Source organism: Variovorax glucosi, assembly GCF_051216695.1.
GTDB lineage: Bacteria > Pseudomonadota > Gammaproteobacteria > Burkholderiales > Burkholderiaceae_C > Variovorax.
Window position 1 is genome coordinate 199,341 of the sequence record NZ_JBPJZE010000002.1, and the last position, 12,525, is coordinate 211,865.

Annotated in this window: 14 protein-coding genes; 8 read left to right on the forward strand and 6 right to left on the reverse strand. The window is 65.8% G+C overall.

Going from position 1 to position 12,525, the window contains the following annotated elements; all coding sequences use genetic code 11:
- Nucleotides 1-37: 37 nt before the first annotated feature.
- The 8 genes from ACSFA3_RS09315 to ACSFA3_RS09350 all read left to right on the forward strand — a co-directional run bounded on the left by ACSFA3_RS09315 (nt 38) and on the right by ACSFA3_RS09350 (nt 6,240).
- Nucleotides 38-301: a type II toxin-antitoxin system VapB family antitoxin gene (locus ACSFA3_RS09315; RefSeq protein ID WP_435505166.1), complete on the forward strand. Its 264-nt coding sequence runs from the start codon at nt 38-40 to the stop codon at nt 299-301.
- Nucleotides 298-711, forward strand: coding sequence for a type II toxin-antitoxin system VapC family toxin (vapC, locus tag ACSFA3_RS09320; protein WP_435505167.1), 414 nt, complete (start codon nt 298-300; stop codon nt 709-711). The genes ACSFA3_RS09315 and vapC overlap by 4 nt, the downstream gene beginning before the upstream one ends.
- The gene (locus ACSFA3_RS09325) at nt 704-1,492 is read left to right on the forward strand and encodes an enoyl-CoA hydratase/isomerase family protein (protein ID WP_435505168.1); all 789 of its coding nucleotides are present in this window, start codon (nt 704-706) and stop codon (nt 1,490-1,492) included. The genes vapC and ACSFA3_RS09325 overlap by 8 nt, the downstream gene beginning before the upstream one ends.
- A gap of 1 nt (nt 1,493) precedes the next feature.
- Entirely contained in the window at nt 1,494-2,177 is a 684-nt protein-coding gene (locus ACSFA3_RS09330) for a DUF4126 domain-containing protein (RefSeq protein WP_435505169.1), read from the forward strand.
- Nucleotides 2,170-4,164 carry an acetyl-CoA carboxylase biotin carboxylase subunit gene (locus tag ACSFA3_RS09335; RefSeq protein ID WP_435505170.1) on the forward strand — a complete coding sequence of 665 codons (1,995 nt, stop codon included), beginning with the start codon at nt 2,170-2,172 and terminating at the stop codon, nt 4,162-4,164. The genes ACSFA3_RS09330 and ACSFA3_RS09335 overlap by 8 nt, the downstream gene beginning before the upstream one ends.
- A 38-nt stretch (nt 4,165-4,202) precedes the next feature.
- Complete coding sequence (locus ACSFA3_RS09340) at nt 4,203-5,141, forward strand: 2-hydroxyacid dehydrogenase (protein ID WP_435505171.1); 939 nt, start codon at nt 4,203-4,205, stop codon at nt 5,139-5,141.
- A gap of 99 nt (nt 5,142-5,240) precedes the next feature.
- Entirely contained in the window at nt 5,241-5,843 is a 603-nt protein-coding gene (locus ACSFA3_RS09345; RefSeq protein ID WP_435505172.1) for a nucleotidyltransferase domain-containing protein, read from the forward strand.
- Entirely contained in the window at nt 5,797-6,240 is a 444-nt protein-coding gene (locus tag ACSFA3_RS09350; RefSeq protein ID WP_435505173.1) for a DNA-binding protein, read from the forward strand. The genes ACSFA3_RS09345 and ACSFA3_RS09350 overlap by 47 nt, the downstream gene beginning before the upstream one ends.
- A gap of 22 nt (nt 6,241-6,262) precedes the next feature.
- Here ACSFA3_RS09350 and ACSFA3_RS09355 read toward each other — a convergent pair whose 3' ends face one another.
- The 6 genes from ACSFA3_RS09355 to ACSFA3_RS09380 form a co-directional block, all read right to left on the reverse strand.
- The gene (locus tag ACSFA3_RS09355) at nt 6,263-7,555 is read right to left on the reverse strand and encodes an aspartate aminotransferase family protein (protein WP_435505174.1); all 1,293 of its coding nucleotides are present in this window, start codon (nt 7,553-7,555) and stop codon (nt 6,263-6,265) included.
- Nucleotides 7,556-7,571: 16 nt separating this feature from the next.
- Nucleotides 7,572-8,630, reverse strand: a complete 1,059-nt coding sequence (locus ACSFA3_RS09360) for a phosphotransferase (RefSeq protein WP_435505175.1) — start codon at nt 8,628-8,630, stop codon at nt 7,572-7,574.
- Nucleotides 8,627-9,655, reverse strand: a complete 1,029-nt coding sequence (locus tag ACSFA3_RS09365) for a histone deacetylase family protein (RefSeq protein ID WP_435505176.1) — start codon at nt 9,653-9,655, stop codon at nt 8,627-8,629. The genes ACSFA3_RS09360 and ACSFA3_RS09365 overlap by 4 nt, the downstream gene beginning before the upstream one ends.
- Nucleotides 9,652-10,416: a GntR family transcriptional regulator gene (locus tag ACSFA3_RS09370; protein ID WP_435505177.1), complete on the reverse strand. Its 765-nt coding sequence runs from the start codon at nt 10,414-10,416 to the stop codon at nt 9,652-9,654. The genes ACSFA3_RS09365 and ACSFA3_RS09370 overlap by 4 nt, the downstream gene beginning before the upstream one ends.
- A gap of 13 nt (nt 10,417-10,429) precedes the next feature.
- A complete protein-coding gene (locus tag ACSFA3_RS09375; RefSeq protein WP_435505178.1) occupies nt 10,430-11,314 on the reverse strand; it encodes a DMT family transporter in 885 nt (294 codons plus the stop codon).
- 139 nt (nt 11,315-11,453) lie between these two features.
- Nucleotides 11,454-12,512, reverse strand: coding sequence for a histone deacetylase family protein (locus ACSFA3_RS09380; RefSeq protein WP_435505179.1), 1,059 nt, complete (start codon nt 12,510-12,512; stop codon nt 11,454-11,456).
- Nucleotides 12,513-12,525 lie beyond the last annotated feature (13 nt).

Below are 12,525 nucleotides of genomic sequence, written 5' to 3' on the forward strand. Positions count from 1 at the left end.
TGTATGATTTGCAATTTACGTACACATTTGGACATTTATGCGGACGAATATCGTGATCGACGACGAGCTCATGGCAGCTGCCATGCGAGCAGGTGGCTTCAAGACCAAGAAGGACGCGGTAGAAGAAGGCCTTCGGTTGCTGGCGCGGCGCGAGACGTACCAGAAGCTCCTTGCCCTGCGCGGCAAGCTTCAGTGGATGGGGGACGAGAGCATCGACTGGACGCACTTGCCCGCTGAGCCGCAGACCGTTCAGGCGCCTGCGCCGCCTCCGTACGGACGCATGAAGCGAACACGGTCATGATGACCGTGGACTCCAGTGTCTGGATCGACTTCTTTCGCAACAGGGACACCCCCCAGACGGCCGCCCTAGGCGCTCTGTTGGAGGACAACGCCGATCAGCTCGTGGTGCTCGACCTGGTCCTCATGGAAGTGTTGCGCGGCTTTGCGCATGATCGTGAATGGCGCCTGGCGCGGCAGGCCTTTGCGGGTCTTCCGCTTTCCACCGCCGGTGGCGAGGCCGTTGCCTTGCGCGCAGCCAACCTCTACCGGCAGCAGCGACGCCAGGGAATCACCATCCGCAGCCCGATCGATCTGATGGTGGCTGCATGGTGTCTGGAACACGATTGCGCGCTGCTGCATGCAGACCGCGACTTCGATGGCATCGAAGGCCTGAACGATGCGTCGCCGAAAAAGGAGCGTCTCGATGACTGACTTCACCAAACTGAAACTCACCATCGACGACCGCGTCGCCCGCATCTGGCTCGACCAGCCCGATACCCGCAATGCATTCGACGACATCGTCATCGCCGAACTCACGCAGGCCTTCGTCGAAGCTGGCGCCGCGCCGGAAGTGCGCGCTGTCGTACTCGGCGCCAGCGGCCCGGCGTTCTGCGCCGGCGCGAACCTCAACTGGATGCGCCGCATGGCCGACTACACCCGCGACGAGAACCTCGCGGATGCCGGCAAGCTCGCGGACATGCTGCGGACTATCGCCGAATGTCCCAAGCCGACCATCGCGCGCGTGCAGGGCGATGTCTATGCCGGCGGCATGGGGCTTGTCGCGGCCTGCGACATCGCGGTGAGCGTCGATACCGCCTGGTATTGCCTCAGCGAAGTAAAGATCGGTTTGATCCCCGCGACCATCAGCCCGTACGTGATCCGGGCGATGGGCGCGCGCGCTTCGCAGCGCTACTTCCTTACGGCCGAGCGCTTCACCGCCGCCGAGGCGCATCGCATCGGATTCGTGCACGAGGTGGTCGCGGCAGACGCCATCGATGCCAAGGTCGACGAACTGCTCAAGGCGCTTACTTCTGCAAGCCCTGCCGCCGTACGCGCTTGCAAGACGCTGCTGGCCGATGTCGGCGGCCGTGAGATCGACGATGCGCTGATTGCGAAGACCGTCGAAGGCATTGCCGACATCCGCGCCAGCAACGAAGGCCGCGAAGGCGTCCAGGCTTTCCTGCAGAAGCGCAAACCCAACTGGATCGCCTGAGATGCCCGAACTCGACATGCCCCAGTTGCTCGCGCTGGCCGCCGCGATTGGCTGGGCCAGCGGCATCCGGCTCTATCTCGTCGTGTTGTTGACCGGGCTCGCCGGCTACTTCGGATGGGTGCCGCTGCCGAGCGGTCTGCACCTGCTGGCGAATCCGGTCGTGATGGCGGTCGCCGGGTTCATGGTCTTCATCGAGTTCTTCGCCGACAAGATTCCGGGGCTCGATTCGCTCTGGGACATGGTGCACACGGTCATCCGCATCCCGGCGGGCGCGGCACTCGCGGCCGGCGTTTTTGGTGGCGACCATGCGGTGATGGCGCTGATCGCAGCATTGCTGGGCGGTGGTTTCGCGGCGACGGCACATGCGGCCAAGGCGACCACGCGCGCCGCCATCAATACGTCGCCCGAACCGTTCAGCAACGTCGGTGCCTCGCTGGTCGAAGACAGCATGGTGCCGGCGAGTCTCTGGCTCGCGGTCGCGCATCCGCTCGTGTTCGTGGTGCTGTTCGTCGTTGTGCTGGTCGCCAGCGTATGGCTGATCCGCAAGAGCTGGCGCTTCCTGCGCGGGCTGGTCGGCCGCGTCACGCGCATCTTCAGCGGCAAGCCCGATCCGGGTGTCGTGTCCGCCTTCCCGTTCACGTCGAAAAATTCAAAGAAGCTTCCTGGAGACACACCGAATGTTTAAGAAGATCCTGATCGCCAACCGTGGCGAGATCGCCTGCCGCATCGCTGCGACCGCACGTCGCATGGCGATCCGCACCGTCGCGGTGTATTCGGATGCCGACGCGAACGCCAACCACGTGCGCGCCTGCGACGAGTCGGTGCACATCGGCGGCAGCGCGCCGAAGGACAGCTACCTGCGCTGGGAAAAGATCCTCGAAGCCGCCAAGGCCACGGGCGCCGAAGCCGTCCATCCGGGTTACGGTTTCCTGAGCGAGAACGAGGAGTTCGCGCAGGCCTGTGCCGACGCCGGGCTCGTCTTCATCGGTCCGCCGCCATCGGCCATCAAGGCCATGGGCCTCAAGGCCGCATCGAAGCAGCTGATGGAGGCTGCCGGCGTGCCGCTGGTCCCCGGCTACCACGGCCATGACCAGGACCCGGCGCTGCTGCAGCGCGAGGCCGACCGCATCGGCTATCCGGTGCTGATCAAGGCCAGCGCGGGCGGCGGCGGCAAGGGCATGCGCGCTGTCGAAACGTCGAAAGACTTCGCGGCTGCGCTCGCATCATGTCAGCGCGAGGCGATCAACAGCTTCGGCGACGACGCTGTACTCATCGAGAAGTACGTCCAGCGTCCGCGCCATATCGAAATCCAGGTCTTCGGCGACACGCATGGCGATTGCGTCTATCTTTTCGAGCGCGACTGTTCGGTGCAGCGCCGGCACCAGAAGGTGCTCGAAGAAGCGCCTGCGCCCGGCATGAGCGAATCGATGCGCCAGCAGATGGGCGCTGCCGCCGTTGCTGCGGCCAAGGCGGTGAATTACGTCGGTGCGGGAACGGTCGAATTCATCGTCGAACAGCGAGCTGGCGGTGAGATGAACTTCTTCTTCATGGAGATGAATACGCGGCTTCAGGTCGAGCATCCGGTGACGGAAGCGATCACCGGACTCGATCTCGTCGAATGGCAGTTGCGTGTGGCTTCGGGCGAGCCGTTGCCGCTGAAGCAGGCCGACCTCAAGATCCACGGCCACGCGATCGAGGCGCGCATTTGCGCCGAGAACCCGGACAACAACTTCCTGCCCGCGACCGGTACGTTGCAGGTCTACCGCAAGCCGCAGGCCACGGCCTTCGAGCGTGGCCCGGTCCGCATCGACGACGGCGTGCGCGAGGGTGGCGAGATATCGCCGTTCTACGATTCGATGATCGCCAAGCTGATCGTCCACGGCGCGACGCGCGACGAGGCGCTCGCGCGGCTCGACACTGCCTTGGCGCAAGTCCACATCGTCGGCGTGCAGACCAACGTGCAGTTCCTGCGCGGGGTGCTTGCCACCGATTCGTTCTCCAAGGCCGATCTCGACACCGCACTCATCGAGCGTGAGCGCGCGGTGCTGTTCGATCGCGAGCCGCTGGGCCTGCCGATGGCGGCTGCCGCGTCGATCGCGCGAACGCTGCTCGACGAACGCGCGTCCGCGACGCCGGACCCGTTCAGCCGGCGCGACGGTTGGCGCTCGCTCGGCACCACCGCGCGCATCTTCGCCTTCGAGTTTCGCGGCGAGATGCAGACCGCGACGTTGCACTATCTGCACGACGGCGCGCTGACGCTCGACGTCGGCGGCGTCTCTGGCCCGCTGGTCATCGATACCCTGCCCGGCGGCCGGATTGCGCTGACCTACGACGGCGAACGCCAGACGCTGGATGTCTACCAGCGCCAGTCCGTCGCACATGTCTTCGCCGGAAAAGGCGCGACACGCATTGCGACCGTCGACCGTCTCGCGCACGCCGGCGACACGCAGGCCGAAGGCGGTCGCCTGACCGCGCCGATGCCGGGCAAGGTCGTGTCCTTCGCGGTCAAGGCCGGCGACAAGGTCACACGCGGCCAGCCTCTGGCCGTCATGGAAGCAATGAAAATGGAACACACCATCGCCGCGCCTGCCGACGGCACGGTCGAAGAACTTCTTTGCGCGCCGGGCGATCAGGTGACCGAGGGATCGGAGCTATTGCGCATCGCAGCCTGAGCTGAAAAACGGCTTCATGCGCGGCGAGAATTGCGCGCATGCGAATCACCGTCTGCCTCACCGACACCCGCCCCGACCCCTGGGTTTCCGGCCTCCGCGCCGCACTGCCCGGCGCCGACATCGAAGCCTGGGAACCCGGCACGCCGCCCGCCGACCATGCTGTCGTCTGGATGCCGCCGCAGGCTTTCATCGACGACCAGCCGCAACTGCGCGGGCTATTCAACATCGGCGCGGGCGTCGATGCGTTGATCGGTCTCAGGCTGCCGCCGAACGCCCGCATCGTCCGGCTCGACGATGCCGGCATGTCGGTGCAGATGGCCGAATACGTCTGCCATGCGCTAATCCGGCACTTCCGCGAATTCGACGCGTACGAAGCGGAAGCGCGTGCGGGACGCTGGACATTTCGAAAGCCGCGTCCGAGGGCCGATTTCCCGGTCGGCATCATGGGACTTGGCGTGTTGGGCGAGCGTGTTGCCAAGGCTGTTGCGCAGTTTGACTTTCCGATCAACGGCTGGAGCCGCACGCCCAAACATATCGATGGCGTTCGCAACTTCGCGGGTGCCGAAAGCTTCGACGATTTCCTCGCCGCGAGCCGCGTGCTGGTCTGTCTGCTGCCGGTCACGCCGGATACGCGCGGCGTGATGCGGCGCGAAAGCCTGTTGAAGCTGAACGGCGGCAAGCCGGGCGGTTACGTCATCAACGTGGCGCGCGGCGCGCATCTGGTCGAGGACGACCTGATTCCTTTGCTCGACGCCGGACAACTTGCCGGCGCGACGCTGGATGTGTTCGAGCAGGAACCGTTGCCGGCCGATCATCCGTTCTGGCGCCATCCGAAGATCGTCGTGACGCCGCACGGATCGGCGCGGACGTTGCGCGATGAATCGATCGCGCAGATCGCGGGGAAGATCAGGGCACTGGAGGCGGGGGTGGGGTTCGATGCGTTGCCGGGGTTGGTGGATTCGGGGCGCGGGTATTAGATAAGCACCCAAAGCAAGCAATCGAAATCGTAGCAAAAACTGCTTCGATCGAAGCTAATTTCACTACAATAAAAGCTTGAAAGGCTTCACCTATCTGTCATGTTGGCCGATCTTCTATTTGGCAGCTATCGCAAGAAAGTCTTGAGTCAGCTGCTGCTGCACCCAGACATGGACTACCACGTCCGTGAGCTGGCACGTTTGACGAACACGGCGCCCGGCACCTTGCACAAGGAGCTGTCGAGGCTGGCAGAAGCAGGTTTGCTGTTGAGAAAAGCGCAGGGCAATCAGGTGCGCTATCAGGCCAATCGCGAATCACCCGTTTTTCTTGAGCTTGCGGGTTTGCTTCGAAAAACCACCGGCACCTCTGAGGTGTTGAAGTCAGCATTGACGCCTCTGCAGCCTGAGCTGGCCTTCATCTTCGGCTCGGTCGCCGGCGGCACTGAAAACGCGGCCAGCGATGTGGACGTGCTGGTCGTCACCGGACACAGCTTCGGCGATGTCGTCCGCGCGCTGCATGACGCACAGTCCGAACTTGGCCGCGAAATCAACCCGGTGGTCTACAGCCCGGTAGAACTGCGACAGCACATCGACGCGCGAGACTCCTTCGTGAGCAACATATTCGCGGGCCCACGACTTCTTCTGATCGGAACCGAACATGACCTTGGTCAATTTGCTGGCCATCCAGCGCCTGCAGGCGTTTGAGGCGACGCCGCAAGGCGTGCAGCGTCTGCTTGCTGCAGCCACGCGCAATCTTGCAGACGCCCAATTGCAGGCGCTGAGCCCGGAAAACCGTTTCGATGCCGCGTACAAATGCATTCTTCAGTGCGCGATGCTCGGTCTCTGGGCGCAGGGCTACCGGACCGCCACCAGCCAGCCGGGGCATCACCAGACCGCCTTGCAAGCCTTGCCGCTCACGATGGAGCTTCCGAAGGACGTGATCATCGTGCTCGATGCTCTACGCAAGCAGCGAAACCAGAACGACTACGAAGGCGATCCTGTCGGCCATGCGGTGGTCGTCGAGTGCATGGCCCAGGCGCAAAGCCTGCTTGCGCATACCCGGTTGTTCTTGGGAGCGAAGTTTCCGGCGCTTCTCACATAGAACGCGTCGGGTTAGGCGGCCTTCAACCTGCCGACAGGTCCCTCAATACCCCATCCAGCGTCTCCACCAGCAGATCCGCATTCCCCTCCGAGAACACCAGGGGCGGACGGATCTTCAAGATATTCGCGTGTTCCCCGGTCCCGCTCAGCAGCACACCGCGCTCGCGCATGCCGTTCACGATACGCACCGTCTCCGCAGTCGCCGGCGTCTTCGCTTCGCGGTCGGTCACCAGCTCGACGCCGACGAACAACCCCGCGCCGCGCACATCGCCGATCAGCGGATGCCGCACGGTCAGCTCACGCAGCCGGCCACGCAGATACGCACCCACGCGTTGCGCGTTCTCAGCCAGCCCTTCGCGCTCGATCACATCCATCACCGCCATGCCCGCCGCCATCGACACCGGGTTTCCGCCGAAGGTATTGAAGTAGCGGCATTCGCGGCCGAACGCAGCCAGCACTTCGGGCTTTACGGCGAGCCCGGCGAGCGGATGGCCGGCGCCGAGCGGCTTGCCCATCGTGACGATGTCGGGCACTACGCCGTGGCGCTGGAAGCCCCACAGCGCATCGCCCGTCCGACCGAGCCCGGCCTGCACTTCGTCGGCGATGAAGAGACCGCCGGCTTCGCGCACCGCATCGACTGCCTCGGCGATGAAGCCGGGCGGGTCGGTGAAGATGCCGTCGCTGGAGAACGAGGTGTCGAGCATGAGCGCGGCGGGGCGCATGCCGGCGGCTTTCAGGTCGGCGATGGCGGCACGCACGCCGTCCGCAAATGCCTTGCCCATTGCTTCGGGCGCGATGCGGTAGCTATCGGGTGCGGGCACCGTGCGCACGTTTTCTCCGAGCTGCACGAACTTGCCGAGCGACGGCGATGCACCGGCGATGGCCGACGTGACGCCGTGGTACGCGAAGCGCGTGACGATGAGCCCTTCGGCCTTTGTGTGCGCGCGCGCGATGCGCATCGCGAGATCGTTGGCTTCGCTGCCGGTGCAGGTGAACATCGCATGCGCGAGTTCGCCGGGCATCGTCGCGAGCAGGCGTTCGGCGTAATCGAGCACGCCTTCGTGCAGGTAGCGCGTGTGCGTGTTCAACACCGATGCCTGCCACCCGATGGCTTCGACCACGTGCGGATGGCAGTGACCGACCGAGGCGACGTTGTTGTACGCATCGAGATAGCGCTTGCCGTCAGCGTCGTGCAGCCACACGCCTTCGCCGCGCACCGGACGCAGCGGCGTTTCGTAGAACAGTCGATAGGCCGGACCGAGCGCGCGGGCGCGGCGGTCCATCAGGGTTTGCGTGTCGGCAGGGATCGTGGACATGTGTCGAGGTAACGGTTCAGTTCAGCCTGCAGGCGATGCGGAAAGCCAGCGTCGCAGCCGGCGCGCCGACACGTTCGCAGGCCGCGAGACGCGCCCACGACAGCGCGTTGTTGCGCATCAGATATTCCGCGTTCTCCGGATACCGCGCCGCCCGCCAGCCGCTGATCGCGACCACCATCACGAGACGCGCGACGATCATCGTGAACAGCACGTCGACCTCCGCAGCCGACAGCGGACGCACCGCGTGGTACGCCGCGACGAAGGGCACGATGTCGGCAAGCGGGTCGTCACCCGTGCCGACCTGGTACGCAGCGGCCACCGCCAGATCGTTCACGGCCGGCGCGCGCACCATGTCGCCGAAGTCGAGGATGGCTGCGATGCGATCGGTGTCCTGCGGATCGACGAGCACGTTGTAGATGTTGAAGTCGTTGTGGATCGGCTGCGCAGGCAGTGTCGGCAGCACCGGCTTGGCGTCGCGTTCGAAGCGGTCGAGCGCGGCTTGAGCCAGCGCGCGGCGGTCGGCATCGGCGATGAGCGCGAGCAGCCCGCGCACGCTGTCGGCGCGCTGGATGTCCCACGGCAGTTTCAGTTCGCCAGCTGCATGGTCGAAGCCTTGCAGCGCGAGGTCGAGGCGCGCGAGCATGCGTGCGAGGTTCTGCTGCTGCAGCGGCGTGCGCGGTGCGTCGGGCAGCGGCAGGCCGGGCAGGTAGGTGAACAGGCGCACGACGCGCGGAAGGCCGTCGCCGGGATCGCAGACGAAAGAAGGTGCGCCGTCGAGCGTCTGGACGATGCGTTGCACCGGCAACTCGGGATCGGATTTCGCCAGATGCAGCAGCGCCTGCGTCTGGAAGTCGGCGACCAGCGCGGTCTCCGCCGGATGCGAGATCTTCAGCATGAAGCGCGCGCCATCCGATGCACGCTCGATGCGGTAGTTGCGGTCGCGCTCGCCGGTCAGCGGTTTGATCTCGCCGACGAGGCCGTAGCGCTTTTCTGCGAGCTGTCGCACCCAGTCGTCGTCGAGGGCCGGCGAGCCTTGGCTCAGCACCTGCGCATCGTCGAAATCGATTGCGCTCATGCGGCGCTCGCGAAGCCGCGCAGCGCACTCGCGATGTTCGGCCCCAGGTCGTCGGAGAGATAGCCGCCTTCCTGCACCAGAACGGTCGGCAGGCCGAGTCGCGCGATCTCCGCAAGCAGCACCGCGAAGCCGGGCGTCTCGATCTTCATGCCCTTGTACGGATCGCGCTCGTGCGCATCGAGGCCGAGCGCGACGACGACCGCGCCGGGCGCGAAGGCGCGGATGCTGTCGCACGCATCCTGCAGGGCAGGCAGATAGCCGCCGATGTCGGTGCCGAGCGGCAGCGGCTTGTTGATGTTGTAGCCCAGGCCTTCGCTCTCGCCACGTTCGTGCGCATGGCCGGTGAAGTAGGGCGTGAAGTTGCGCGGGTCGCCGTGCAGCGAGATCGTCAGCACGTCGGCGCGACGGTAGAAGACGCCTTGCGTGCCGTTGCCGTGGTGCACGTCGATGTCGAGGATCGCCACGCGGTCGTGCACGCGCCGCAGGTATTGCGCGGCGATGGCGACGTTGTTGAGATAGCAGAAGCCGTTCGCGCGATCGACGTATGCATGGTGGCCGGGCGGCCGGCACAGCGCATAGGCCGCGCGCTCGCCGTCGAGCACCAGCTGCGCCGCATGCGTCGCCATGTTGGCCGAGGCGATGGCGGCTTCCCACGTGTGCGCGCCGATGGAACAGGCGGCGTCGCCCATGTGGAAGCCGGCTTGCCCGACCACGCTTTCCGGGTAGGTGCACGGCTGGCCGGGGAAGGGATGGATGTTCGGCATCACCTCCGGCGACGGGTCGTCGAGCAGCTGCCAGCGCGCGTAGGCAGTCTGCAGGAATCGCAGGTATTCGGGCGTGTGGATGGCGGCGCGCGGACCGGCGCCGAAGTCTTCGCAGGCGACGATCTCGTGGCCCTCGGCCTGCACCGCGCTCAGCAGGCGGAAGGCGCGCTCGGGTTGCTCGTTGCTGCGCTTGAGCTTGCCGCGCACCATGAAGAGTTGCGGGTCGTGGTCTTTGTGCGTGTCGCAGTAGACGACCTTCATGCGAGTGCTCCCAGTTCGATGCGGCGGCGCGGCTGGACGGGGTCGGTGCCGTGCTGCTCGACGAACAGCGCGCGCACGTGCTCCCATGCGTATTCGAGGTGCACGCGCATCGCGTGTTTGGCCGCATCGGCATCGCGACGCAGCAATGCGGCGACGATCACGCCGTGCGTCGCGGCCACCGCGGCCGAGTCGTCGACCGCGTTGATGAGCGCGATGATCATGCGCATTTCCATCTGCGTGTCGGTAAATATCCGCAGCAGCCGCGCGTTTCCGGCGAGCTCGCAGATCAGCATGTGCAGCTCCAGGTCGGTGGTGATGCGTTCGTCTTGCGGCGTACTCGCGTCGGGCTTCATCATCTTGTCGAGCAGCGTCTTCACGCGGGCCATGCCGGCATCGTCGGCCTTGCGGCAGGCCAGCTCGATATTGGTCAGTTCGATGCTGATGCGCACTTCGTACAGGTCGTCGATCTCCTGCACGCTGATGGTCCGCACCGCGAAGCCGTGGCGCGGTCGCGCGACCAGTACGCCCTGGCGTTCGAGCCGTCGCGCCGCCTCGCGCACAGGCGCGCGGCTGATGCCCATGCGGCGGGCGATGTCTGCCTCGACGATGCGCGCGCCGGGCGGCAGCTTGCCGTCGACGATGGCGCGGGTCAGCTGGGCTTCTACCAGGGCGACGAGGTCGGGCGATTCGACGGAGGCGAACAGTGCATCATCGACGGGCTTGCCGGCTTTCCTGATGCCGGCGAAGGTGGGGCTTGTCATTGTGTTTGTCTCGTCAGTTCAATGCCGGTCGGGGTCTTGCGGCGATGTTCGAGCGTGCCAGATACAGGCCGGCCGCGACGATCAGGGCGATTCCGGCGGTCGCCATCGCGTCCGGCGGCTTGTGGAACCAGAAGGTGCTGAAGGCGACGGCCAGCAGCAGCTGGAAGTAGTTGAGCGGCGCCAGCGTCGACGCCTCCACCCGCGCGAAGGCCGCGAGCAGGAGCCATTGCGCCGCGCCGCTGCACGCGCCGCCAGCCAGCAGCAGGAATACATCGCCGGCCGGCGGCATCTGCGACGGCAGGAAGAAGGGTGCGGGGATCAGCGTGACGACCAGGCAGGCCAGCGCGGTCCATGCGTATTGCACGGGGCTCGGCACCAGGCCGGCAAGGCGGCGGGTGAGCAGCTGGAAGATCGCGTAGCAGACGGCCGACACCACCATCAGCGCGGTGCCGAGCAACGGAAGACTGCCTCCCGGCCGCACGATCAGCAGCATGCCGCCGAAACCGAAGATCACCGCCACCCAGCGGCTGCGCGGCACGTGCTCGCCGAGCATCCACGGCGACAGCGCGACCATCAGCAACGGCGCGGTGAAGTAGATGGCGGTGGCCTCGGCCAGCGGCATCCAGGTTAGCGCGGTCATGAAGCAGGTCGCGACGGTCGCGAGCATCATCCCGCGCAACAGCAGGAGCTTCTTCTGCGGCGCACGCCAGAAACGCAGGTCGCCGTGGTGCAGCAGCATCGCGAAGGCGATGCCGGTCACTGCCACGTACCGCATGATGTTGATGAATGGCGCGGGGTAGAACTGCAGCATGAACTTGCAGAAGGCGTCGTAGGACGCGAAGGCGATGAGCGCGCAGAAGAAGAAGGCGACACCCGCCCGATTGCTAGCAGCATTCATGTCTTTGCTCGCTCCCCTTTTGGGGGAGGGCAGGGGTGGGGGCTGACGGCGTTTCCAATGTGCAGGCCACATCCACCGCCCGGGCCCCCATCCCAGCCTTCCCCCAGAAGGGGAAGGAGCAGGACCCGAAATCCGGCGCTCACCGGGCGGCCTCGAAGCCGCTCAGGAACATGTCCAGCGCCGGGCCTATCGCCTCCACCATGTAGCCGCCTTCCTGCACCACCACCGTCGGAAGTCCCAGCGCGCCTACGCGTTCGCCGATGTGGCGGTAGGCGTCGAGGTCCAGCTTCAGCACGCTGATCGGATCGTCCTTGTAGCTGTCGAAACCGAGTGCCAGCACCAGCGCCTCCGGCTTGAACTCGCGCAGCGCTACAGTGCCCTGGTCGACGGCCTGCAGGAAGACATCGTTGCTCGCGCCGTGCGGAAGCGGCAGGTTCAGGTTGAAGCCTTCGCCGGCCCCGACGCCGCGTTCATGCGCGTAGCCGGTATAGAACGGGTAGTAATTCGCCGGGTCGGCATGGATCGACACGGTCATCACGTCGTCGCGTGCATAGAAGATGTGCTGCGTGCCGTCGCCGTGGTGCGCATCGACGTCGAATACCGCCACGCGACCGTGCCGCTCCCACAGCCGGTGGGCAGCGACGGCGCTGTTGTTGACGAAGCAGAAGCCGCCCGCGCGGTCGCGGTGCGCATGGTGGCCGGAAGGGCGGCACAGCGCATAGGCCGCGCCACCGCTCTCCAGCACCGCATCGGCTGCGGCGACTGCCGTGTGCGCCGACCGAAGAATCGAGCGCCAGCTGTGCGGACCGAGCGGGCACGACAGGTCGCTGATGTAGTAGCCGGTACGCGCCACGACCGACGGCGACGGACACGGCGCGCGCGCCACGCCCGGCACGCCGCTGTGGTACGGCGACAGGTTCGGCAGCACCTCGATGCCCGGCTCGACGCCGCGCATCTTCAGCTCGCGCCACAGCGCATATGCCGTCTCAAGGTAGTCGAGATAGTCGGCGCTGTGCACGCCTTCGAGTGGCGCGCGACCGTACTCGGCCGGCGCTTCGAGTGCGATGCCGCGCGATGCCAGCGCGTCGCGCAGTGCATGCGCGCGGCTCGGCAGATCGGCCGGCTTGTGGATGCGGCCGAGCCGCATGTATTGCTGCGGATCGTGCAGCAGCTGGTCGTCGGTGAAGAAGGCTTTCATGATGGTTTCGGTC

Bases quoted from the DNA above. Each gene is read 5' to 3' on its own strand.
- ACSFA3_RS09315 (WP_435505166.1), top strand. From the start codon at position 38: ATGCGGACGAATATCGTGATCGACGACGAGCTCATGGCAGCTGCCATG.
- vapC (WP_435505167.1), top strand. From the start codon at position 298: ATGATGACCGTGGACTCCAGTGTCTGGATCGACTTCTTTCGCAACAGG.
- ACSFA3_RS09325 (WP_435505168.1), top strand. From the start codon at position 704: ATGACTGACTTCACCAAACTGAAACTCACCATCGACGACCGCGTCGCC.
- ACSFA3_RS09330 (WP_435505169.1), top strand. From the start codon at position 1,494: ATGCCCGAACTCGACATGCCCCAGTTGCTCGCGCTGGCCGCCGCGATT.
- ACSFA3_RS09335 (WP_435505170.1), top strand. From the start codon at position 2,170: ATGTTTAAGAAGATCCTGATCGCCAACCGTGGCGAGATCGCCTGCCGC.
- ACSFA3_RS09340 (WP_435505171.1), top strand. From the start codon at position 4,203: ATGCGAATCACCGTCTGCCTCACCGACACCCGCCCCGACCCCTGGGTT.
- ACSFA3_RS09345 (WP_435505172.1), top strand. From the start codon at position 5,241: ATGTTGGCCGATCTTCTATTTGGCAGCTATCGCAAGAAAGTCTTGAGT.
- ACSFA3_RS09350 (WP_435505173.1), top strand. From the start codon at position 5,797: ATGACCTTGGTCAATTTGCTGGCCATCCAGCGCCTGCAGGCGTTTGAG.
- ACSFA3_RS09355 (WP_435505174.1), bottom strand. From the start codon at position 7,555: ATGTCCACGATCCCTGCCGACACGCAAACCCTGATGGACCGCCGCGCC.
- ACSFA3_RS09360 (WP_435505175.1), bottom strand. From the start codon at position 8,630: ATGAGCGCAATCGATTTCGACGATGCGCAGGTGCTGAGCCAAGGCTCG.
- ACSFA3_RS09365 (WP_435505176.1), bottom strand. From the start codon at position 9,655: ATGAAGGTCGTCTACTGCGACACGCACAAAGACCACGACCCGCAACTC.
- ACSFA3_RS09370 (WP_435505177.1), bottom strand. From the start codon at position 10,416: ATGACAAGCCCCACCTTCGCCGGCATCAGGAAAGCCGGCAAGCCCGTC.
- ACSFA3_RS09375 (WP_435505178.1), bottom strand. From the start codon at position 11,314: ATGAATGCTGCTAGCAATCGGGCGGGTGTCGCCTTCTTCTTCTGCGCG.
- ACSFA3_RS09380 (WP_435505179.1), bottom strand. From the start codon at position 12,512: ATGAAAGCCTTCTTCACCGACGACCAGCTGCTGCACGATCCGCAGCAA.